The sequence below is a fragment of the Sphaerisporangium sp. NPDC049457 genome (genome assembly GCF_055586705.1).
In genome coordinates, this window is the sequence record NZ_JBVJHR010000020.1 from 169,427 (window position 1) to 192,274 (window position 22,848).

A 22,848-nucleotide genomic window follows, 5' to 3' on the forward strand; every position below is an offset into this window, starting at 1 on the left:
GCGCCGCTCGCGCCGGGCGCTCGCCCGCTCGATCAGCGCGGCGTCCACCTCGAACCCCGCCTCGTCCACAGCGTCCGCCTCGAACGCCGCCTCACCCGCCGTGTCCGTCTCGAACCCCGTGCCGCCCGCCACGTCCGGATCGAACGCCGCCTCGTGCGCCACATCCGCCCCGAACGCTGCCTGATGCGCCGCGGTCGCGGCCCCTGGCCGTGCCGCGGACGCTACGGCCGGGCCGGCGTCATCGCCTTCTTCGGTGTCGCGGGCCGCGGGACGACCCGCCGGGGTCACGGCGCGGGAGCCGCCCGTGGGTTCCCCGTCTTGCATGCTCACTCGCGGCCCACATCCCGGTGGCTGACCTGAACCTCCATGCCGCGATCGCGCAGCCGGGCGCCGATCTGCTCGGACATGGCCACGCTGCGGTGCTTGCCGCCGGTGCAGCCGACCGCCAGGGTGACGTACCCCTTGCCCTCGCGGACGTAGCCGGCGGCCACGACGCCGAGGACCTCCTCGTAGCCGTCGAGGAACTCCTTGGCGCCCGGCTGGCTGAGGACGTACTCGCGCACGGGGGCGTCCAGGCCGCTCATCGGGCGGAGCTCGGGCACCCAGTGCGGGTTGGGCAGGAACCTGCAGTCGACGACCAGGTCGGCGTCCACCGGCAGGCCGTACTTGAACCCGAAGGAGACGACGTTGACGCGCAGGCCGGGACGGTCGTCGCCGCCGAAGAACGAGACGATCTTGCCGCGCAGCTCGTGCACGTTGTGCGAGGAGGTGTCGATGACCAGGTCGGCGTTGGCCCGCACCTCGCGCAGGATGCCCCGCTCGCGGGCGATGCCGTCGACCAGCCGCCCCTCGCCCTGCAGCGGGTGCGGGCGGCGGACGTTCTCGAACCGGCGGACGAGCTCTTCGTCGCTGGCCTCCAGGAACACCACGCGAACCCCGACGCCGCGCGCCTCGAGCTCTTCGATGGCGGTGTTCAGGTCGGTGGTGAACGCCAGGCTGCGCACGTCGACGACGGCGGCGACCTTGTCGGTGTCGAGCTTGACCCGCCCGGCCTCCTCGGCCATGGCGAAGAGCATGCCCGGCGGCAGGTTGTCGATCACGAACCAGCCGAGATCCTCCAGGGCCTTGGCCGCCGTGCTGCGCCCGGCTCCGGACATGCCGGTGACGATGACGAACGCGGTGTCGCTCACCGCGCCCTTCCTGCCCGGCGCGTCACGTGGCGGCGGCCGCGAGAAATCGCGCTCGCCGCCGCCGGTCTGATCGGTCATGTGCTCTCCCCCTTCAGCGCCGCAACGATCGCCTCGGCGGTCGAAAGCCCGATGCCGGGGACCTCGCGGATCTCGTCGACGGTCGCCCCCCGCAACCGCTTGACGGACCCGAAGCGCTGCAGCAGAGCCTGCTTCCGCGCCGCACCGAGGCCCCGGATATCGTCAAGAACGCTTTCTTTGACGGACTTCGAACGTTTCGATCGATGGTAGGTGATGGCGAAGCGGTGTGCCTCGTCACGCACCCTCTGGAGGAGATAAAGACCCTCGCTCGTTCTGGGAAGGATCACCGGCTGATCGTCGCCGGGAAGCCAGACCTCCTCCAGCCGCTTGGCCAGCCCGCTCACCGACACGTCGTCGACGCCGAGCTCGTCCAGCGCCCGCTGGGCCGCCGCCACCTGGGCGGGGCCGCCGTCGACCACCACCAGGTTGGGCGGATAGGCGAACCTGCGCGGCTTGCCGGTCTCGGGGTCGATGGGCTCGGGATCGAGCTCGCCGGTCTCGGCTCGCTCTTCCACATGACGCTTGAAGCGGCGGTGGATCACCTCGTAGATGGAGGCGACGTCGCCCTGCCCCGCCGTGCCGCGGATGGCGAACCGGCGGTATTCGCTCTTTCGCACCAGGCCGTCCTCGAACACGACCATCGAGGCGACGACGTCGTCGCCCTGCAGGTGGGAGACGTCGTAGCACTCGATGCGCAGGGGGGCCTGGTCGAGGTCGAGCGCGTCGGCGATCTCTTGCAGGGCCCGGCTGCGCGTGGTGAGGTCGCTGGCCCGGCGCAGCTTGTGCTGGGCCAGCGATTCTTTGGCGTTGCGCTCGACGGTCTCCATGAGGGCCTTCTTGTCGCCGCGCTGGGGCACGCGCACCTCGACCCTGGCGCCGCGCTGTTCGGTGAGCAGCTCGGCCACCGCGTCGACCTCCGGCGGCAGGGCCGCCACCAGCACCTCGCGCGGCACCGCCTCGGACGCGGCCTCGCCGTACATCTGGAGCAGGAAGTGCTCGACCAGCTCGCCCGTCGAGGACTCTTCGACCTTGTCGACGACCCAGCCCCGCTGGCCGCGGATGCGGCCCCCGCGGACGTAGAACACCTGGACCGCGGCTTCCAGCGGGTCTTCACACAAGGCGATCACGTCGCAGTCGATGCCCTCGCCGAGCACCACGGCCTGCTTCTCGAGGGCGCGTTGCAGGGCCTGGACGTCGTCGCGGAGGCGGGCGGCCCTCTCGTACTCTTCGGCGGCGGCGGCCTCGCGCATGGCCCGTTCGAGCCGCTTGATGAACCGGCCGGTGTTGCCCGCCATGAAGTCGCAGAAATCCTCGGCCAGCTGGCGATGCTGCTCGGGGGTGACCTTGCCGACGCAGGGGGCCGAGCACTTGTCGATGTAGCCCAGCAGGCACGGCCGGCCGATCTGCCCGGCCCGTTTGAACACCCCCGCCGAGCAGGTGCGCACCGGGAACACGCGCAGCAGCAGGTCGACGGTCTCTCTGATGGCCCAGGCGTGGGAGTAGGGCCCGAAGTAGCGGGTGCCCTTGCGCTTGGCGCCGCGCAGCACCTGCACGCGGGGGAAGTCCTCGCCCATGGTCACGGCGAGGAAGGGATAGGACTTGTCGTCGCGGTATTTGACGTTGAACCGCGGGTCGAACTCTTTGATCCAGGAGTATTCGAGCTGGAGCGCCTCGACCTCGGTGCCGACGACGGTCCAGTCGACGCCCGCGGCCGTGGTGAGCATGGTCTGGGTGCGCGGGTGGAGCCCGGCGAAGTCGGCGAAGTAGGAGTTGAGCCGCTGCCGCAGGCTCTTGGCCTTGCCCACGTAGATGACCCGGCCGTGGGCGTCCCTGAAGCGGTACACCCCTGGTGACTCAGGGATCGACCCCGGCTCGGGACGGAAGCTCAGGGGGCTGTTCGCGGGTCTCACCACACCCGAAAGCCTATCCGGACCCGCCGACAGAACAGGGCTATCCGACTTCGCGCGGACCCCAGACCGGCTCGGGAGCCTCGCGCACGCGACCGTCCGCGCCGAAGATCAGGAAACGGTCGAAGTCAGCGGCGAACCAGCGGTCATGGGTGACGGCGAGCACCGTGCCCTCGAAGGCGGCGAGCCCCTGCTGCAGCGCCTCGGCACTGGCCAGGTCGAGATTGTCGGTGGGCTCGTCCAGAAGCAGCAGGGTGGCTCCCGACAGTTCCAGGAGCAGGATCTGCAGGCGGGCCTGCTGCCCGCCCGACAACGTCTCGAACGGCCGGCGGGCCGCGGACGCGAGCTCGTAGCGGGCCAGCGCCGCCATGGCCTCGTTCAGCGTCAGCCCGTGGCCGGCGGTCACCAGGTCGGCCGCGGCGCGCCCGTGCAGGTCGGGGCGGGCGTGCGTCTGCACGAAGTGACCGGGAACGACCCGGGCTCCGAGCCGGACGGCCCCGCCGTGCCGCATGCCGGACCCCGGCAGGGATCCGCCGGGTCCAAGGTCCGACCCGCCGGATCCGGCCCCGGCGAGCACCCGGAGGAAGCTGGATTTGCCGGACCCGTTCGACCCGAGGACCGCGACCCGCTCACCGTGCCAGACCTCCAGGTCGAACGGCCGCACCAGGCCGATCAACTCCAGGGACTCACAGACGACGGCGCGCTTGCCGGTGCGTCCGCCGCGCAGCCGCATCCGAACGTTCTGCCGTCGCGGCGCCCGCTCCGGCGGGCCGGCCTCTTCGAACCTCAGCAGCCGCGTGCGGGCGGCGCGATAGGCCGAGGCCACCGCGTCGTTGTTCGCCGCGGTCTGGCGCAGGGTGTGCGTTAGATGCCTGAGGCGGGTGTGCTCCTCCTCCCACCGGCGCTTCAGCTCGCCCAGGCGCTCGATCCGGTCGAGCCGGGCTTGGGCGTAGGAGGCGAAGCCGCCGCCGTGGACCCACACCCCCCGCCCCTCCACGGTGAGGATGCGATCGGCGGTGTTCGCCAGGAGCTGCCGGTCATGTGAGACCAGCAGGACGGTCTTGGCCGCGGCGCGCAGGCGCTCCTCCAGCCACTGCTTGCCGGGCACGTCCAGATAGTTGTCCGGCTCGTCCAGCAGCAGGACCTCGTCGGGCCCGCGCAGCAGGGCCTCCAGGACCAGCCGCTTCTGCTCGCCGCCTGACAGGGTGTTCACCGGCCGGTCCCTGACCTGGTCGTAGGACAGGCCGAGGGCCGCGGTCGCGCAGGTGTCCCACACGACCTCCGCCTCATAGCCGCCGGCGTCGGCGAAGTCGGCCAGCGCCTGGGCGTAGGCGAGTTGAGCCGGCTCCTCGTCCGCGCGCTCCAGGACGGACGCGGCGCGCCCGACGGCGGCGGCCGCCGCACGCACGCGCTGCGGCGCCACCGACAGCAGCAGGTCGTGCACGGTGCGGCCGTCGCGCACCCCGCCGATGAACTGCCGCATCACGCCAAGGCCGCCCGAGCGGGCCACGCGCCCGCCGGCCGGCGCGACGTCCCCGGCGATCAGGCGGAGCAAGGTCGTCTTTCCGGCGCCGTTCGGGCCCACGAGGGCGGCCTTGACGCCATCGCCGACGCGGAACGACACCTTGTCGAGCAGGAGCCGCCCGTCCGGCAGGGCGTAGGTCAGCTCGCTCACCTCGATGTGGCCCATCGGCGCCTCCTTCACCTCGCTCGACCGGATCATGGGTCGAGTACTGGACCAACGATCCGGTGCTCGTCCACCATACTAGGATCGAGGACATGGAATCGAGCGCGGCGGGTGGGGCGGGATCGGGCCGGAAGTCCTCACGGAGCGGCGGAGGCGCCGGAGAGGTGTGGCTGCGGCCGCCGCGGGCGCCCCGCCAGGCGCCGCCGCTGACCCGCGACCGCATCGTCGCGGAGGCCGTGGCGTTGCTGGACGAAGAGGGCGAGGCCCGACTGACCATGCGCCGTCTGGCCGAGCGCCTCGGCACCGGCTCCACCACGCTGTACTGGCACGTCGACACCAAGGATGACGTGCTCGACCTCGCCCTCGACGCCGTGTTCGCAGAGGTCGCACTGCCGGCGGAGCATTCGGGCGACTGGCGGGCGGACGCCCGCGCGCTGGCCGGCGAATGGCGCGCGGCGCTGCTGAGACACCCCTGGTCGGCCACCGTGCTCGGCCGCCCCCTCATGGGACCGAACGTCCTGGCGCGCACGGAGTTCCTGCACGCGGCGCTGGTCGGCGCGGGGCTGCGCGACCCTCATCTGACCGCGGCCGCTTACGGGCTGGCCAACTACGTCATCGGCTCGGCCATGATGCAGGCCGCCTGGCGGTCACGCGACGAGGCCGAGGCGCGGCGGGCCGCCGACGAGCGACTGCGGGCCGAGCGCGAGCGCTATCCCACGCTCGCGGCGCACGGCCACCTGGTCGGCGAAGACTGGGACGAGGCGTTCACCCTCGGCCTGGAGTACCTCCTCGACGGCATAGCCGCCCAGATCGGTCGCGGATCCGCCCACGCGTGATCCGCCCCGCGCGGGCGTCCGGCGCATACGCCGCGGGCGGGGGTGGAGGTGCTCCCTCCACCCCCGCCCGCTCGCGGTTGTCTCGCGGTGGTGTCAGGCCAGCGTGATGGAGTCGCCGTCGACCTTGATCTGCTTCTCCTCAAGCGGCCGGCTCGCCGGGCCGTCGGCCACGGACCCATCGGCGATCTTGAACTTGCTGCCGTGGCAGGGACAGTTGATCGTTCCACCGGACACCGAGCCGACCGGGCATCCCTGGTGGGTGCAGATGGCGCTGAACGCCTTGAACTCACCGTCGCTCGGCTGGGTGATGACGATCTTCTCATCCTTGAAGATCTTGCCACCGCCCTTGGGGATGTCACTCGTCTTGGCCAGGGCGTCGCCACCGCCGCCAGAGCCGGAGCCGGCCCCGGCATCGCCCGACGAGGACGCCGGCGCCGGGTCCGACGACGAGGAGTCTCCGCTGTCGGTCGAGGCCGACGTCCCATATCCCCCGCAAGCGGTCAGCACGACGGCCAGCCCCGCGCCACTCGCGCCGAGCATCACCGCACGCCGTGTCGTATCCGTCTCGGTCATATTCGCCTTCCTCATGTTTCGTCATCTCTGCTACGGCTTGCGCCTCGACTTGGTTCAGCATGGGGCACACGTAACTCAGGAAGTATGAACAATTACGCATAAGAGCCAGGTCAGCTCCACCCCACCGCTCGCCCTAGATCTCCCCGCCGAGCGAACGACCATCGCGACCGGCCACGATCGCCCCCCGGCCCGCGCCGCACGGCGGACGCGTCCGGCCGGTGAACGGCGCTCGCCCTCCGGCACGTCCCGCGGCGGACGTCCCGGCCGGTGAACGGCCCTCGCCCTCCGGCACGCCGCACAGCGGACGTCCCAGCCGGTGAACGGCCCTCTGGCCTGTCGCGAACGCCCTGCTCCCGGCGGCCGGAGCGTCCTGAGCTGCGGCTTTTCGCCCGGCACCGGGCAGCGCCGGGCCACCCGCAGCACTGTGCGGGCGCGGGTGGCCTTCGGTGAGCCGTCGCCGGGACGGCTCAGCCGCCCAGGACCTTGCTGAGGAAGCGGCCGGTGTGGCTGTCTTCGATGCGCGCGACCTGCTCGGGGGTGCCGGTGGCCAGCACCACGCCGCCCCGGGAGCCGCCCTCGGGACCCATGTCGATGAGCCAGTCGGCGGTCTTGATGACGTCGAGGTTGTGCTCGATCACGATGACGGTGTTCCCGCCGTCCACCAGGCGGCCGAGGACACCGAGCAGCTTGCGGATGTCCTCGAAGTGCAGACCGGTGGTCGGCTCGTCCAGCACGTAGACCGTGCGGCCGGTGGAGCGGCGCTGCAGCTCGGAGGCGAGCTTCACCCGCTGGGCCTCGCCGCCGGACAGCGTGGTGGCGGGCTGGCCGAGACGGACGTACCCCAGGCCGACGTCGTTGAGCGTCTTGAGGTGGCGCTTGATCGGGGGGATGGCGTCGAAGAACTCCAGGGCCTCCTCGATCGGCATGTCGAGGACCTCGGAGATCGTCTTGCCCTTGTAGTGCACCTCAAGGGTCTCGCGGTTGTAGCGGGCGCCGTGGCAGACCTCGCACGGGACGTAGACGTCCGGCAGGAAGTTCATCTCGATCTTGATGGTGCCGTCGCCGGAGCACGCCTCGCAACGCCCGCCCTTGACGTTGAAGCTGAACCGGCCCGGCTGGTAACCGCGGATCTTCGCCTCGGTGGTCTGGGCGAACAGCTTGCGGACGTGGTCGAACACCCCGGTGTAGGTGGCCGGGTTGGACCGGGGGGTGCGGCCGATAGGGCTCTGGTCGACGTGCACGACCTTGTCGACCTGGTCGGTGCCGGTGACCCGCGAGTGCCTGCCCGGCACGGTCTTGGCGCCGTTGAGCTCCTTGGCCAGGGCGTTGTACAGGATGTCGTTGACCAGGGTGGACTTGCCCGACCCCGAGACGCCGGTCACCGCGGTGAACACGCCGAGCGGGAACTCGACGTCGACGCCCTTGAGGTTGTGCTCGCGGGCGCCCTTGACCACCAGCTTGCGCTTGGAGTCGCGCTTGCGCCGGGCGGCGGGCACGTCGATGCTCCTGCGGCCGGAAAGATAGGCGCCGGTGAGGGAGTGCTCGCTGGCGAGCAGGTCTTGCACGGTGCCGGACACGACGACCTGGCCGCCGTGCTCGCCCGCGCCGGGCCCGATGTCGACGACCCAGTCGGCCGCGGCGATGGTGTCCTCGTCGTGCTCGACGACGATGAGCGTGTTGCCCATGTCGCGCAGGCGGATCAGCGTGTCGAGCAGGCGCTGGTTGTCGCGCTGGTGCAGGCCGATCGACGGCTCGTCCAGGACGTAGAGCACGCCGACCAGGCCGGAACCGATCTGGGTGGCCAGGCGGATGCGCTGGGCCTCGCCGCCGGCGAGGGTGCCGGCCGCGCGGTCGAGGGTGAGGTAGTCGAGGCCCACGTCGAGCAGGAAGCCCAGCCGCGCGTTGATCTCTTTGACGACCCGCTCGGCGATGTGCATGTCGCGCTCGGACAGGGTGAGCCCGCCGAGGAACTTGGCGCACTCGCCGATGGACATGGACGACACCTGGGCGATGGAGCGGTCGCTGACCGTCACCGCGAGCGAGACGGGCTTGAGGCGCGCCCCCTTGCACGTGGGGCAGGGGATCTCGCGCATGAAGCCCTCGTAGCGCTCGCGCGAGGCGTCGCTCTCGGCCTCGGCGTGCCGCCGCTGCACCCAGGGGATCACGCCCTCGAAGGTGGTGTAGTAGGAGCGCTGTCTGCCGTAGCGGTTGCTGTAGCGGACGTGGACCTGCTCGTCGTGACCGCGCAGCAGGGCCTTCTGCGCCTGCTTGGGCAGCCGCTCCCAGGCGGTGTCAAGGTCGAAGCCCATGGCGTGGCCGAGGGCCTCGACCAGGCGGATGAAGTAGTCGCTGGTGTGGCCGCCGGCCCACGGGGACAGCGCGCCGTCGCCGAGGGACTTCTCGGGGTCGGGCACCACCAGGTCGGGGTCGACCTCCATGCGCGTGCCGAGGCCGGTGCAGTCGGGGCAGGCGCCGAACGGCGAGTTGAACGAGAACGACCGGGGCTCGAGCTCCTCGAACGACAGGTCGTCGTAGGGGCAGTAGAGGTGCTCGGAGTAGAACCGCTCGCGCCCGGGGTCGCCTTCGGGGAGGTCGACGAAGTCGAGGGTGATCGTGCCGCCGGACAGCTGCAGCGCGGTCTCCACCGAGTCGGTGAGGCGGCGGCGCGCGCCGTCCTTCACGGAAAGACGGTCGACGACGACCTCGATGTCGTGCTTCTCGTACTTCTTCAGGATTGGCGGCTCTTCCAGCCGGACGATCGTGCCGTCGACCCGCGCCCGCGCGAAGCCCTTGGTCTGCAGCTCGCGGAACAGCTCGGCGTACTCGCCCTTGCGCCCGCGGATGACCGGGGCCATGACCTGGAAGCGCGTGCCCTCCTCAAGCTCGAGCACGCGGTCGACGATCTGCTGCGGGGTCTGCCGAGCGATGGGGCGGCCGCAGACGGGGCAGTGGGGCTTGCCGATGCGGGCCCACAGCAGGCGCAGGTAGTCGTAGACCTCGGTGATGGTGCCGACCGTGGACCGGGGGTTGCGGGAGGTGGACTTCTGGTCGATCGAGACGGCCGGCGACAAGCCCTCGATGAAGTCGACGTCGGGCTTGTCCATCTGCCCGAGGAACTGCCGGGCGTACGCCGAGAGCGACTCGACGTACCGCCGCTGGCCCTCGGCGAAGATGGTGTCGAAGGCCAGGCTGGACTTGCCCGAGCCGGACAGCCCGGTGAAGACGATAAGGGCGTCTCGCGGCAGGTCGAGCGAGACGTCTTTGAGGTTGTGTTCGCGCGCGCCACGAACGATCAAGCGGTCGGCCACAGCAGATCTCTCATGTTGGGGTTGCGATCCACGGCGGCCGCGGAAGGCCACCTTTGACTAGTCGCCGCCACTGTAACGACGGGGTCCGACAGTTTTCCCGCGCTCCGGCGAGGGACGTTCGGAGCACCGGGCGTCGGGCGGTCGCGGAACGTCGCGCCGGCGGAGGAGTTAGGAGAAATGATGTGTCGCATGACCGTTATGGGCGCCCTCCGGGCCGAACTTACTTCGGCCACGAACCGTCTGCTCGCCACCACGGCCGCGTTGTCCGGCACGGACGTCACGGCTCCCTCCCTGCTCGCGGGCTGGACGCGCGGCCACGTGCTGACCCACATCGCGCGCAATGCCGACAGCCACGTCAACCTCGTGACGTGGGCCAAGACGGGTGTGTACACACCACAGTACCCAACGCACGAGGCCAGAGAGACCCAGATAGCCCAAGGAGCCGCGAGGCCCGCCGATGAGCAGCACGCGGACATCGCCGAGAGCGCCGCGCGCCTGGAGGCCGCCATCGCGTCGATGCCCGAGGAGGCCTGGGCCGCAACCGTGGGCGGCCTGAACGGCGGCGAGCACCCTGCCTGGTACATCCTCGTGCGCAGGATCAGGGAGGTCGAGATCCACCACGTCGACCTCGACGCCGGCCAGACCTGGGCGGGCTGGCCCGAGGCCTTCGTGTGGCGCGAGCTGCACGACGCCATGGCCACCTGGCCCCGCGGCCAGAGCCCGGTCGGGGCCGTCCACGCGGGCGGCCGGCGCTGGGCCGATCTGGGCGAGGGCCCCACGGTGCAGGGCCCGCCGGCGGCCGTCCTCGCCTGGGTGACCGGCCGCCTGGCTCCCGGCGAACCGGCGGTGGTGGCGCGCCCGCCCGCACCGCCGCAGGGTGGCGATCAACCTGCGCCCGAGGGGCTTAGGCTGGCGGGAAAGCCTCCGGCGGCGCCGCGGTGGCCGACGACGGCACCTCCCGGCCTGCCGGCGACGCCACCTGAGGAGTATCCATGAGCTACACCGGTGATGTGACCGCCGGCGGCCCCGCCGATGTACGGGAGTTGCCCGACCTGACGATCAGCAAGATCGAGGTGGGCGACTTCGGCAACAACGCCTACCTGCTGCGCTGCCGCGAGACCGGCGACGGCGTGCTCGTCGACGCCGCCGCCGAGCCGGGCAGGCTCCTGGAGTTGATCGGCGAGCTGCCCATCAGCAAGATCGTCACCACGCATCGCCACCAGGACCACTGGCTGGCGCTGGCCGAGGTGGCCAAGGCCACCGGGGCCGAGACCGTCGCCCACCCGCTGGACGCCCCGTATCTGCCGGTGCCGGTGACCCGGCCGGTGGAGCACGGCGACAAGGTCACCGTCGGCGTGGTCACCCTCGATGTGATCCACCTGCGCGGTCACACCCCCGGCTCCATCGCGCTGCTGTTCCAGGACGGCCACCTGTTCACCGGCGACTCGCTGTTCCCCGGCGGGGTCGGCAACACCGAGCGCGACCCGGCCCGGTTCGAGCAGCTCTACACCGATGTGGTGCAGCGCGTCTTCGACCGGCTGCCCGACGAGACGTGGGTCTACCCCGGCCACGGCAAGGACACCACCCTCGGCGCCGAGCGCCCGTCCCTGCCCGAGTGGCGCGCCCGCGGCTGGTGACCCCGCCGCCGAACGGCTCCGCACGCGAAACGGCCCGGCCCCTCGGTGTCGAGGGGCCGGGCCGTCCGCACGTTCACGCGGGCCGCCCAGGGGCGGCTACCGGACCGCGGACTCGGTGTCCTTGCGCTCCTTGCGCTGCTCGCGCTTGAACATGAGCACGCGCAGCGGGATGGCCGACACCAGGGCGATCTGCATGCAGGCGCCGACCTGGATGAGCAGGTCGCCACCGGACAGATCGGCCGCCCAGACGATGAGGCAGGCCACGTTGATCATGATCCAGCCGAGGACGACGGCCGCGAGGTTGCCCTTGGGCTTTGGGTACTCGATGCGGCTGACCATGAGCCAGGCCACCGCGAAGATGCCGAGCAGGGTGGCGTACGAAGGCTGGAACAGCAGCACGATGGACACCACGGTCATGGCGCCCATCGGGATGGGCAGGCCCATGAAGTCGCCGCTCTTGGTCTTGACACAGGCGAACCGGGCGAGCCGGACGACGCCGGCCACCAGCACCGAGACGGCCGCGCAGAGCACCAGCCACAGCGGGAGCTTGTGCGAGAAGCCGGCCCAGGCCACCACCATGAACGCCGGGGCGAACCCGAAGCTGATCACGTCGGCGAGGTTGTCCAGCTCGGCGCCCATGGCCGAGGCGCGGAACTTCCGCGCGACCAGGCCGTCGAACAGGTCGCACGTGGCGCCGATGAGCAGCAGCACCACGGCGGTGGCGAAGTAGCGCGGGTCGGACTGGAACTCGCCCTGCGACTGCAGCTGGGTGATCGCCGACCACGCCAGCACGCACACCGCGAGGAAGCCGCACACCGCGTTGCCGAGGGACAGCGAGTCGGCCGCCGACAGCCGGAAGGCCTTGCCGACCGGTCCCCGGGGTTCTTCGTCGTCGTCCACGCCCTCCATGGACCAGCCTGCGTCAGCCGCGGTCAATGCGAGTCACTCCTGCCGTCGTCCGCTCCCCCACGCTGACCGCAGGGGCGATCCCTTCTGGAAGGTAGATGTCCACGCGCGAGCCGAACCGGATGAGCCCGATGCGCTCACCCCGCGCGACCTTGGCCCCCGTGCCGACGTACGGCACGATGCGGCGCGCCACGGCCCCGGCGATCTGCACGAGCTCCAGGTCGCCGATCTCGGTGTCGAAGTGCCACACGACCCGCTCGTTCTGGTCGCTGTCCTTGTTGAACGCCGGGCGGAAGCCCCCCGCCACGTGGCGGACCATGGTCACCGTGCCGTCGAGCGGCGCCCGGTTCACATGGACGTCCAGCGGGCTCATGAAGATCGCCACGCGGGTGCGCCCGTCCGGCCACGGGTCGATGCTCTGCACGACGCCGTCGGCGGGGCTCAGCACCAGCCCGGCGCCCGGCTCTCGGTCGGGGTCGCGGAAGAACCACAGCATGGCGCCGGTGAGGGCGGTCAGCGGAGCCGCCGCGAGCACCCACGGGCGCGACCGCCGGGCCAGGGCCACCGAGGCGGCGGCCGCGGCTGCGGTTGGGGCCAGCCAGGGGGAGACGCCACGTGCCAGCCGCACGCGGCGGCGACTGTGGCTTGGCGAATCGTTGGACACGGGGAACCTTATGTGATGTTTGCGGCCAGAGACCGGTTCGTGACTTGTCGCCGAATGTTACCCATCCGACCGCCGTTGCATAGCGATACGAGACAAGCAAATCGCCTCATGCACTAATTCGCTACCCCTGAGACACCTTCGCCGGGGCAGTGGTGTCGCCGGACCGCCTGTCGCGCCTGGCCTTGATGAGGCTGGCCACGGTGGTGACCACCATCGTGACGCCGATGACCGAAAGGGAGACCGAGATCGGCACTTCGGGCGCCCAGGAGACGCCACTTTTGTGCAAGGCGTCCATGAAGAGCTTAACCCCGATGAAGGCCAGAATGAACGACAGACCGTAGCTGATGTAGACCAACCGCTGCAGCAGGCCACCGAGGAGGAAGTACAGCTGACGCAGCCCCATCAGGGCGAACGCGTTCGCGGTGAAGACGATGAAGGCGTCCTGGGTGAGCCCGAAGATCGCGGGGATCGAGTCCAGCGCGAACAGCAGGTCGGTGGTGCCGATCGCGATCATGACGATCAGCATGGGGGTCACCATGCGGCGCCCGCCCACCCTGGCGGTGACCTTCGAGCCGACGAAGCCGTCGGTGGTCGGGAAGACGCGGCGCACCCAGCGCAGCAGCAGGTTCTCCTTGAACTCTTCCTCGTCGTGGCCGCGCAGCATGTTCACCGCGGTGTACACGAGGAACGCGCCGAACACGTAGAACAGCCAGCTGAAACGCTCCAGCGCTGCCGCGCCGACCAAGATGAAGGCCCCGCGCATCACCAGGGCCATCAGCACGCCGACCAGCAGCACCTTGTGCTGGTACATCTTCGGCACCGCGAAACGGCCCATGATGATGTAGAAGACGAACAGGTTGTCGACGCTCAGGCTGTACTCGGTCAGATAGCCGGCGAAGAACTCCCCGGCCTTGTCGGCTCCTGCGAAGACCCACAGGCCGATGCCGAACAAGACGGCCAGCGTGACATAGAAGCTGACCCAGAAACCCGCCTGCCGCAACGAGAACTCACGGGGCTCGCCTCTGTCGACGATCCACAGATCGAACGCCAGGACCACCAGCAGACCGCCGATGACCGCCGCCCATGCCCACACGGAAACGTCCAAGACAGAAACCTCCGGCCCGCGTCAAAGTGCCGGAGGTCTCTCCCGCCCGCGCCACTGGCGCGGACCGGCAGCCCCGGGCGCGCCGTAAGGGACGTACCGTGATGACGAGGCTGTCGCGAAGGGATACTCCCCCCCTCGCCGAGGAGTATAGGCGAGCGCATAAGCCGTACCTAATCAGCGTTTACGCGGGCGTGGCCGTCGCCCGCGGCGCGCGGCGGCGAACCCGCTGATCAACAAGGCCGCCGACCCCGATCGGAACGCTTCATGCCGGCGCCCCCACGCCCCCGGTACGCCCTTCCCACCCGCCCGCGCTCAGCGGCGCCGGGCGGCCTCGTACGCCGTGGTTGCCGACCGCAGCGCGTCGTGCTCGTCCGGCAGCGGGCGTGCCGCGGCGGCCGCCGACAGACGGGCGGCCAGCTCGGGGTCGCCGAGCAAGCGGGCGATCTGCGCTCGCAGGGCCGCCGCGTCCCCCGGCGGGACGAGCAGGGCGGCGTCCTCCGCCATCGAGGGAACCCCGCCGACGGCGGTCGCGACGACCGGCCTGCCGGCCCTGAGCGCCTCCTGCACGCTCAGCGGCTGCCCTTCCCAGCGGCTCGGCACCACCACGGCGTCGGCGGCCTGGAGCAGGTCGGCCACGTCGGCGCGGTGCCCGAGCAGCAGGACGGGGAGTCCCTCGGCCTCGACGCGCGCCCGCAGTGCGCCGAGCAGCGGCCCATCTCCCGCGATCACGAACAGCGGGGCGGCCCCCTCGGCGTACGGCCCGCGCGCGGCGTCCAGAAGCGTCTCCAGGCCCTTCTGCTGCGCCAGCCGTGCGATGGTCAGCAAGATCGGCACGCCGCCGTCCGGATCCCGCCCGGCGGCCGGCGCAGGGTCGGCGGTGTCCAGCGGCACGGCCGCGGCGGCCTTCAGCAGTTCGCCGCGGACTTCGGCGGCCGTCCTGGTCGCGGGCGGCAGCGGCGGCGCGGGCACGACCGCCGGGGCGACGTGGCGCGCGCCGAGGGCCGTCATCCGCTCACCCAGGTCGGGAGCCACGACCAGCACCTGATCAGCTTTTCTCGCGACAATGCGCTCCAAGACGCCGAACACCGCGCCGACCGCGCCGCCGGTGGTCAGCGCGTTGTGCAAGGTGACCACCAGACCGGTACGGCGGCCGGTGAGCGCCAGGGCCACCAGCGCTCCCGCGCGCAGGCCGTGCGCGTGCACCACGTCCGCGCCCGCCACCAGCGTCCGCAGGCGTGCCACGGCGCGCGCGTCGGCCGCCGGGCGCGGCCGGCTGGAGATGGGGACCTCGGCGAACCGGGCCACGGCGGAGAAGCCGAACGCCGCGTCGGTGCTCGCCGGACCGGCCACCACGACCTGGCGTCCTTCCCGGGCGAACCCTCCGGCGAGCATGCGCACGTGCCGTCCCACTCCGCCCGTGCTCGTCCCGAGGACCAGGACCACGCGCCGCGCCGTCTCAGCCATCTCCACCAGCCCCTCCACCTGTCCCTTCACGGGTCGTTTCACGGGCCCCTTCATCGGCCCCTTCCCCGCCGCCGCCCCGGGCGCGAGACAGCGCCGACATCAGATCGCGCCTGTCCACCGCCAGCGCGACGGCCACGGACACCGCCACTGCCGCCGTCCCCGCCAGCGCCGCGACACCCGCGCCGGCCACCGGCCCGTGGACGGGCGGCAGCGAGCCGATCCACGCGCCGGCGAGGAAACCAGCCCCACCGCCGAGCACCGCGGTGAGCGCGGCGCGCGCCACGCCCGCCAGGGCGGCCCTGCCCGCGCCGTGAGCCACGGCGGCCATCAGCAGCGCGCCGCCCGCCGTCATGCCGACGGCGCCGCCGAGCGCCAGGCCGCCGAGCTTCCACCCGGGGGGGAAGGCCACGGTGAACGCCGTCTGCGCCGCCATGACCACCAGCCAGCCGGCGACGGTGCCGGCCGCGGCGGCCCTCCCCTTCCCCTGGGCGTACAGGACGCGGCCGAGGTGGGCGACCAGCCCGTATCCCACCAGGCCCGGGGCGAACAGGGCGATGGCCCGCGCCAGCTCGGCCGCGTCCACCTGGCTGTCCATGCCGCTGACGAACACCGCGGCCACCGGCGCCGCCACGGCGGCCAGCGCACCGGCGGCCAGCCCGGACACCAGTACGACCGCCCGGGTCGTCCGCGCCGACAGGGCGGCGAACCCGGCGCCGTCGCCTCCCTCGGCGCGCGAGGACAGCGCTGGGAAGGCGCTGGTGGCGATGGGCACCGCCAGGACGGCGTAGGGCACCTGGTAGATCGCCCACGCGTAGTTGTAGCCGGCCAGCCCTCCGGCGCCGACGTGGCGGTTGGCGAGCCACACCACGAGCGCCGTGGCCGCCTGCTGGGCGACCAGGGCGCTGAGCCCGGCCGCCGCCAGGCGGCGCACCCGTGCCGCCACGCCTTCAGGGAAGCGCAGGGTCGGCCGCAGACGCAGGCCCAGCCGTGAGGACGGGCCGATCACCGTGACCACCAGGGCCAGCACGCCGAGGGTGGTGCCCACCGACAGGGCCAGCTCGGCCGGGCGCGGCACCGCGGCCAGCGGCGCGGTGACGTCTTGGCTGAGCGGCACGAACAGCAGGTAGGCGACGATGACCACCAGACTGGACACCAGCGGCGCCAGCGCGGGGCCGGCGAAGCGCCGGTGGGCCTGCAGCACCCCGTACAGCACCACCGCCAGTCCGTACAGCGGGATCTGCGGGGCGAAGACCACGAGCATTCGGGTCGCGGTGTCCAGCAGATGCCCGGTGGCGCACCCCTGCACCTGCCCGGCGAACAACTCGATCACGGGACGGGCCACGAGGGCGGTGAGGACGCCGAGCGGCACCAGCAGGACCAGCACCCAGCTCAGCAGCGCCGAGGTGATCCACCCCACCCGCGCGCGGGCCTGCTCGGCCGTCTCGGCCGTCCCGACCAGACCCGCCTCGTACGAGCCGGCCGCCGCGAAGCCCGACGCCGCGTCGTGCGCTCCGGCCGCCTTGGCGGACCGCGCCGGGACGCGCGCCCCGGCGGGGACCGGCGCCGAGGAGCGGGAGGCCGCCCCGGCGAGCACGGGGACTACCATTCCGGCGAGCGCACCGCCGACGACCACCTCGAACACGATGTTGGGCACCTGGTTGGCGGTGAAGTACGCCGTGGCCAGGCAGTTGGTGCCGACCGTGCGGGCCAGGACGACCTGCTTGGCGAAGCCGACCACCCGCGCCAGCATCGTGACGGCCGCGATGAGCGCCGCCGCGGCGGCGAGGCCCCGGCCCACCCGTGCGGTCATGCGGGGCGGCGGCCCAGCATGTCGAGCCGGTTCAGCACCGGGTTCCCGGCGATGACCTTGGTGAAGCTCACCTTCTCGGAGGCGGCGGTGAGCGCCGCGACCGTGCCGAGCAGCGCCAGCCGGGACGGGCGGCGCAGCCCGGCGACGGCGGCGACGCCGAGCAGCGCCCCGAGGGCGTTGGCGCCCGCGTCGCCGAGCATCGCGCGTTCGCCGAGGTCCTCCGGCAGCAGGGCCAGGCCCGCGCCGAGCGGCACCGCGGCCAAGGCGGCCGTCCCGGCTGCGGTGGCTCCGGTGGAGCCTCCACCGGTGACACCGCCGGAGCCCCTGGCGAGCGACGCCGCCAGCAGGGGACCGCCGGTCAGCAGCCCCACCTTGATGGCGCGCCCGGGGCGCAGGTCGAACAGGTTGGCCAGGTTGGCGCTCGCGGCGATCAGCGCGCCGTCGGCCAGCGTGCCCACGGCGGAGGCCACCGCGCCGCGACGCGCCTCGGCGGGGTGGCGGGGCAGGAGCGCGGCGGCGGCCAGTCCCGCCGCGCCGATGCCGAGGATCTTCACCGCGCCGCTCGTCACCTCACCGCGCGCCAGGGCGGTCAGGTGGCCCTTGAACCCCTTGGAGGAAGTGGCCCCCCACAGGTCGTCGTACGCGCCGAGGGCGCCGCTGCCCACGGTGGCCAGCACGGCCGCCGCGCGGGCGCGCGCGGGCAGGCCCGGGGCCAGGGCGGCGGCGGCGCCCGCTCCCGCCACGAACGCCGGCCCCTCCAGCAGCGTGATCGGCTCGCCGCGGTGGTTGGTGCGCGTCCAGGTCTTCTCTTCGCCGATCGGCGGACGCCGGGAGAACGCCGAGTAGGCGGCGCGGGCGGCGACGGCGCCGAGGGCCGCGCCCGCCAGGGCGCCGAGCCAGGTGCGATGGGCCACAGCAGATCCCTCTTCGTCAGGAGCACCCGGCGCGGACGCCGGAGAGCATGGTCTTCAGTGCCGGCCGGTTCCCCGGCCCGCGTCGCGGAGCGCTCACCCGCCCGCCGCGAGGCGGGACGGCCACCGCGAGGAGCGGCGCGCCGACGAGCCGGGCGAAGCGGCCGGTCAGCCGCCCGCGCCCGCCGAGGGGGTGGGCGTGGAGGTGGCCATGGGGGCCGGCTCGGCGGCCGTGGCGTCGGAGCCGAGGCCGTACTGCCCGGCCTCCCCGGCCGCCTGCTCCCGCAGAGCGTAGACCACGGCGGCCTGACCGAAGGCCATATCGGGGTTGTCGACGGAGGAGACCTTCGCCGCCGCGTCGCTCTCGGCGCGCAGGGCCGCGATGACGCCGGCCGCGGTCGAGGGGGGCACCGCGCCGACGACGACGGCGCCCTCGCCGGTCGCGTCGAGGCCGGTGGCCAGCGACACGAGGGCGGCGTTCTGCGCCTCGGCGCCGTCGCCCTCGGACGGGGCGGCGGGGGCCATGATCAGCGCCAGCGTCGCCCGCTTGCCGGGCTCGCCCTCCACCGTCAGCAGGCCGTCGCTCACGAAGGAGTCGAGCACGCCGGTGGCGGTCGGCTCGTCCTTGCCGGCCTGCGCCTTGTCCGTGGTCAGCAGCGCGTTCGCGAGCACCGCGGCCGCCTTGTCGTACGGGGTGGCGGTGAGGGTGAACTCCAGGGCGGCGGGCTTGGACGCCGTCGCCCGCTCGTCGAGTACGGCGGCCTGCTCGGCGTTGAGGTACTTCTCGCTGAGGGTGACGCGTCCGCTCACCGCCGCTCCGGCCGCCGTGATCACGTGCTCGATGCGGTCGCGCAGCTTGGAGTCGGCGCCGGGAGCCTCGACGATCAGGACCCGCTCGCCGGTCAGGGCGCCCTGGACGAGCTGCGGGAGCCGGTCGGCGATGAAGGAGTCGCTCGCGCCTTCCCTGGCCTGCGCGCCGCTGACCTGCACCTGCAGCTCGTTGTTGCGGGCGTACAGCTGCGCGGTGATCGCCTCGGCGGATTTGACCAGCGGGGCGTTCAGCACCGTGCTGCCGAGGACGATGCCGATCGCCAGCGCGAGGAAGATCGCGACGATGGAGACGAGGTGATAACGGAAATCGATCACGAGAAAAGTCCGACCAACCAGAAGATGAAACCGTTCCAGGCGTCACGAAGTCCGTTCAGCCAGACGTTGCCCATCGGCGAGCGCCACAGGACCACGCCCACCGTGACCAGGGCCGTCGCCACCAGCAGCAGCAGCGAGCCGATCGAGATGCGGCTGCGGTAGAGCCGGCTCACGCCCTTGGCGTCCACCAGCTTGCCGCCGACCCGCAGCCGGGTCAGGAAGGTGCTCGCCATGCCCGAGCGGCCCTTGTCCAGGAACTCCACCAGCGTGCCGTGGGTGCCGACCGCAACGATCAGGCTGGCGCCCTTGTCGTCGGCCAGCAGCATCGCGATGTCCTCGCTGGTGCCGGTGGCGGGGAACACCACGGCCTCCTGCCCGAGCTGCTGGACCCGCTCGAGACCGGGCGCGCGGCCGTCGCGGTAGGCGTGCACGATGAGCTCGGCCCCGCAGCACAGCGCCCGCTCGGACACCGAGTCGAAGTCTCCGACGATGATGTCGGGCATGTAGCCCGCATCCAGCAGCGCGTCGGCGCCGCCGTCCACGCCGATCAGGATCGGGCGGTACTCGCGGATGTAGGGGCGGAGGGTGGCGATGTCCTCCTTGTAGTGGTAACCACGCACCACGACCAGGACGTGCTTGTCCTCCATGGAGGTGCGGATGTCGGGGACGCCCACGCCGTCGATCAGCAGGTCGCGCTCGCGGCGGATGTACTCCATCGTGTTGATGGCGAAGTCCTCGATCTGGACCGACAGGCCCGCCCGCGCCTCCGCCATGGCGGCCTCGACGGACTCGGGGGTGGCGATCTCGCCCTTCCCGACGAGCTCGTCCTCCAGGTAGACCTGGCCCTCGTGGACGCGCACCAGGTCGCCGTCGCGGACGCGGTCGAACACCTCGGGGGTGACGTTGTCGACGAGGGTGACGCCGGCGTTGAGCAGGATCTGCGGGCCGAGGTTCGGGTAGCGGCCGCTGATGCCGGAGGCGACGTTGAGCACGACCGAGACGCCGCACGCGACAAGAGCCTCCGCGCTCACCCGGTCGACGTCGACATGATCGATGATCGCGATCTCGCCGGCCCTGAGGCGCTTGGTCAGCGTCTTGGTCCGCCGATCGATCCTCGCCACTGCCGTCACCCCGGGAAGGTCTGAGACATTCCTGCGGCGGAGGCCCTGCACTTTCAAGGTCGGCACCTTCATCACGAACCATCCTGCCAGAGCGTGCGACCAAGATGGGTCCGCATCACGGCGTGTCAGATATGTCACTGTGGGCGCGCTGAGGGCGCACTGTGGGCGCACCACCCGTGGCCGAGGTCTCTCAGCCCACCTCGGCTACCCCACCAGACGCCCCGCACGCATGCCGACCGACACATCCCGCATAAGGGGCATAAGCGGCACGGCCCACTCGTCCGGCACGGCCGACAGATCCAGCACGGCCAACAGATCCGGCGTGAGCGACTCGTCCGGCATGAAGGGCACGACCCGCGCGAGCGAGATGAGCCGTTCGCCCGGCATGATCGACATACGTGGCATGTCCAGGCATGAGCGGTCCAGACGGCATGGGCAGTGGTCCGGCAGGCATGCGCGGTCCGCTCGGCATGAGCGGTCCAGGCGGCATGAGTAGTAGTCCGGCAGGCATGAACGGTCCGGCCGACATGAACGGTCCGGTCGGTATGAGCGGCGTCTGGCGTGATTTCATGGCCGGCCGGGCGGCCGGCCCGCCGTGCCGGAGGATCCGCGGGCCGCGGCGGCGGCCCGGCGGGAACCCGGGGCCGGTTTGCCCGTCGAGGCGGCCCCTCCTGTCCCGGAGGGGGCCGTGCCCGCGGCCTTGTCGGCCGCGGCGATGGACAGCAGTTCCTCGGCGTGGGCACGGCCCAGCTCGGAGTCCTCCAGGCCGGCCAGCATGCGCGCCAGCTCCCGCGCGCGGCCCTCCTGGTCGAGGGCGGTGACGCCGCTGCGCACGACCCTGCCGTCGCTGGCCTTCTCGACGACCAGGTGCTGGTCGGCGAACGCGGCGACCTGCGGCAGGTGGGTCACCACGATGACCTGTGCGGTGCGGGCCAGTATGGCGAGGCGCCGGCCGATCTCCACCGCGGCCTTGCCGCCCACGCCCGCGTCGACCTCGTCGAACACGAACGTCGGCACAGGGTCGGCGCCGGCGAACACGACCTCGATCGCCAGCATGACGCGGCTCAGCTCACCGCCGGAGGCGCCCTTGTTGAGCGGCAGCGCGGGCGCCCCAGGGTGGGACATCATGCGCAGCTCGATCTCGTCGGCGCCGTCGGGGCCGAACTGGCCGCTCGGAGTGATCACCACGACGACCTTGGCGTGCGGCATGGCCAGGGCGGCCAGCTCGGCGGTCACGGCCTCGCCGAAACGCTCGGCTGCGGCGGTGCGGATCGCGGTTACCTGGGCGGCCAGCTCGGTGAGTCGCGCCGTCAGCTCCTCGTGCTCGCGGGTGAGCTCGGCGATGCGGTCGTCGTCGCCCGCCAGCTCGCCGACGCGGGCCGCCGCGGTCCTCGCCCACGCCAGGACCGCCTCGGTGTCCGTGCCGTACTTCCTGATCAGGCCGTTCAGCAGCGCGCGGCGTTCTTGCACCGCGGCCAGCCTGCCCGGGTCGGCGTCGACCGACTCGGCGTAGGCGGCCAGCTCGGTGGCCACGTCCGACACCAGGTACCCGGCCTCGGCCAGCCGGTCACCGATGCCCGCCAGCGCGGCGTCGTACTCGCGGACGGCCTCGACCGCCGCCCGCGCCAGCCCGAGCAGCGAGACGGCGTCCTGAAGCCCCTGGGCGCTCGCCATGGGGTCGCCGAGCAGGGCCGAGTGGGCGCTGACGGCGGCGTTCTTCAGCGCGTCGGCGTGCGCGAGGCGCTCCTCCTCCTGCTTGAGCTCGACCTCCTCGCCCGGCCTGGGGTCGGCCTTCTCGACCTCCTCAAGCCCGAAGCGCAGGTGATCGGCCTCCTGTGCCCGCTCGCGCGCCCTGGTCGTGAGCTCCTCCAGCGTCTCGCCGACCTCTTTGTGGCGTTTGTACGCCTGGGTGTAGGCGCGCAGAGGCTTGACGAGCTCCTCACCGGCGTAGCGGTCGAGAGCGGCGCGCTGGCGCCCCGGCTGGAGCAGCCGCTGCTGGTCCATCTGGCCGTGGACGGCCACGAGATCCTCGGCGAGGTAGGTGAGCGTGCCGACCGGCACGGACCTGCCGCCGAGCCACGCGCGGGACCTTCCCTCGGTGGAGACCGTCCTCGCGATGATGAGCTCGCCGTCCTCGATCTCGCCGCCGGTGTCCTCCACCTGCTGGGCGACGCGGCCGCCGGGCTCGATGACGAGCGTGCCCTCGACCGTGGCGCGGTCGGCGCCGGGACGGACGCGGGCGGGGTCGGCCCGTCCGCCGAACAGGAGCCCGAGCCCTGTCACGACCATCGTCTTGCCCGCGCCGGTCTCGCCGGTGACGACGGTGAAGCCCGACGAGAGCTCCAGGACAGCCTCGTCGATCACCCCGAGCCCTTTGATCCGGACCTCATCGACCCGTGGCCGCACTGGGTCCCTCCCGCCGTTTCGCCGCGCCGCCTCGCTCGGGCACCTCGCCGGACCGTGTGGGGCTTGGCTCGGTCACCTCTCCGTGCGGGGTCGATCCTA

18 protein-coding genes are annotated in these 22,848 nt (G+C 72.1%); 3 read left to right on the plus strand and 15 right to left on the minus strand.

The genetic code is table 11. From position 1 onward, the window contains the following. Window positions 1-326 precede the first annotated feature (326 nt). The 3 genes from rapZ to ACZ6QO_RS29015 all read right to left on the minus strand — a co-directional run bounded on the left by rapZ (window position 327) and on the right by ACZ6QO_RS29015 (window position 4,865). Entirely contained in the window at window positions 327-1,268 is a 942-nt protein-coding gene (gene rapZ / locus ACZ6QO_RS29005) for an RNase adapter RapZ (RefSeq protein ID WP_465855108.1), read from the minus strand. Continuing rightward, the gene (gene uvrC / locus ACZ6QO_RS29010; protein ID WP_465855178.1) at window positions 1,265-3,157 is read right to left on the minus strand and encodes an excinuclease ABC subunit UvrC; all 1,893 of its coding nucleotides are present in this window, start codon (window positions 3,155-3,157) and stop codon (window positions 1,265-1,267) included. Before uvrC ends, rapZ begins: the two co-directional genes overlap by 4 nt. A 61-nt stretch (window positions 3,158-3,218) precedes the next feature. Next, on the minus strand, window positions 3,219-4,865 hold the full coding sequence (locus ACZ6QO_RS29015; RefSeq protein WP_465855111.1) for an ABC-F family ATP-binding cassette domain-containing protein: 1,647 nt from the start codon (window positions 4,863-4,865) through the stop codon (window positions 3,219-3,221). 89 nt (window positions 4,866-4,954) lie between these two features. On the opposite strand from ACZ6QO_RS29015, the gene ACZ6QO_RS29020 reads away from it, so the two are divergent. Further along, window positions 4,955-5,698 (plus strand): TetR/AcrR family transcriptional regulator, encoded by a 744-nt coding sequence (locus tag ACZ6QO_RS29020; protein WP_465855112.1) that lies wholly within the window; start codon window positions 4,955-4,957, stop codon window positions 5,696-5,698. A gap of 93 nt (window positions 5,699-5,791) precedes the next feature. Here the strand turns inward: ACZ6QO_RS29020 and ACZ6QO_RS29025 are convergent, their stop codons facing one another. Both ACZ6QO_RS29025 and uvrA read right to left on the minus strand, forming a co-directional pair. Beyond that, window positions 5,792-6,271, minus strand: a complete 480-nt coding sequence (locus ACZ6QO_RS29025) for a Rieske (2Fe-2S) protein (RefSeq protein ID WP_465855114.1) — start codon at window positions 6,269-6,271, stop codon at window positions 5,792-5,794. Between the two features lie 467 nt (window positions 6,272-6,738). After that, window positions 6,739-9,579: an excinuclease ABC subunit UvrA gene (gene uvrA, locus ACZ6QO_RS29030; RefSeq protein WP_465855116.1), complete on the minus strand. Its 2,841-nt coding sequence runs from the start codon at window positions 9,577-9,579 to the stop codon at window positions 6,739-6,741. A 189-nt stretch (window positions 9,580-9,768) separates the two neighbouring features. Between uvrA and ACZ6QO_RS29035 the strand changes: the two genes are divergently transcribed. Both ACZ6QO_RS29035 and ACZ6QO_RS29040 read left to right on the plus strand, forming a co-directional pair. Beyond that, a complete protein-coding gene (locus tag ACZ6QO_RS29035; protein ID WP_465855118.1) occupies window positions 9,769-10,575 on the plus strand; it encodes a maleylpyruvate isomerase N-terminal domain-containing protein in 807 nt (268 codons plus the stop codon). Then, the gene (locus ACZ6QO_RS29040) at window positions 10,572-11,216 is read left to right on the plus strand and encodes an MBL fold metallo-hydrolase (protein ID WP_465855120.1); all 645 of its coding nucleotides are present in this window, start codon (window positions 10,572-10,574) and stop codon (window positions 11,214-11,216) included. Before ACZ6QO_RS29035 ends, ACZ6QO_RS29040 begins: the two co-directional genes overlap by 4 nt. Window positions 11,217-11,312: 96 nt before the next feature. On the opposite strand, the gene pssA is transcribed toward ACZ6QO_RS29040, so the two are convergent. The 10 genes from pssA to recN form a co-directional block, all read right to left on the minus strand. After that, window positions 11,313-12,152, minus strand: coding sequence for a CDP-diacylglycerol--serine O-phosphatidyltransferase (gene pssA, locus ACZ6QO_RS29045; RefSeq protein WP_465855121.1), 840 nt, complete (start codon window positions 12,150-12,152; stop codon window positions 11,313-11,315). Next, complete coding sequence (locus ACZ6QO_RS29050; RefSeq protein WP_465855123.1) at window positions 12,139-12,786, minus strand: phosphatidylserine decarboxylase; 648 nt, start codon at window positions 12,784-12,786, stop codon at window positions 12,139-12,141. The genes pssA and ACZ6QO_RS29050 overlap by 14 nt, the downstream gene beginning before the upstream one ends. Window positions 12,787-12,907: 121 nt before the next feature. Next, window positions 12,908-13,891 (minus strand): TerC family protein, encoded by a 984-nt coding sequence (locus tag ACZ6QO_RS29055; RefSeq protein ID WP_465855124.1) that lies wholly within the window; start codon window positions 13,889-13,891, stop codon window positions 12,908-12,910. A gap of 312 nt (window positions 13,892-14,203) precedes the next feature. Beyond that, the gene (locus tag ACZ6QO_RS29060) at window positions 14,204-15,355 is read right to left on the minus strand and encodes a glycosyltransferase (RefSeq protein WP_465855179.1); all 1,152 of its coding nucleotides are present in this window, start codon (window positions 15,353-15,355) and stop codon (window positions 14,204-14,206) included. Then, window positions 15,348-17,165, minus strand: a complete 1,818-nt coding sequence (gene murJ / locus ACZ6QO_RS29065; protein ID WP_465855126.1) for a murein biosynthesis integral membrane protein MurJ — start codon at window positions 17,163-17,165, stop codon at window positions 15,348-15,350. The genes ACZ6QO_RS29060 and murJ overlap by 8 nt, the downstream gene beginning before the upstream one ends. Then, window positions 17,162-18,079 carry a hypothetical protein gene (locus ACZ6QO_RS29070; protein WP_465855128.1) on the minus strand — a complete coding sequence of 306 codons (918 nt, stop codon included), beginning with the start codon at window positions 18,077-18,079 and terminating at the stop codon, window positions 17,162-17,164. The genes murJ and ACZ6QO_RS29070 overlap by 4 nt, the downstream gene beginning before the upstream one ends. Before the next feature lie 165 nt (window positions 18,080-18,244). Next, entirely contained in the window at window positions 18,245-19,222 is a 978-nt protein-coding gene (locus tag ACZ6QO_RS29075; protein ID WP_465855130.1) for a copper transporter, read from the minus strand. Beyond that, window positions 19,219-20,415: a putative cytokinetic ring protein SteA gene (gene steA / locus ACZ6QO_RS29080; RefSeq protein ID WP_465855132.1), complete on the minus strand. Its 1,197-nt coding sequence runs from the start codon at window positions 20,413-20,415 to the stop codon at window positions 19,219-19,221. The genes ACZ6QO_RS29075 and steA overlap by 4 nt, the downstream gene beginning before the upstream one ends. A 132-nt stretch (window positions 20,416-20,547) precedes the next feature. Beyond that, the gene (locus ACZ6QO_RS29085) at window positions 20,548-20,739 is read right to left on the minus strand and encodes a hypothetical protein (protein ID WP_465855134.1); all 192 of its coding nucleotides are present in this window, start codon (window positions 20,737-20,739) and stop codon (window positions 20,548-20,550) included. A 171-nt stretch (window positions 20,740-20,910) separates the two neighbouring features. Further along, entirely contained in the window at window positions 20,911-22,749 is a 1,839-nt protein-coding gene (gene recN / locus ACZ6QO_RS29090) for a DNA repair protein RecN (RefSeq protein WP_465855135.1), read from the minus strand. Window positions 22,750-22,848: the final 99 nt, after the last annotated feature.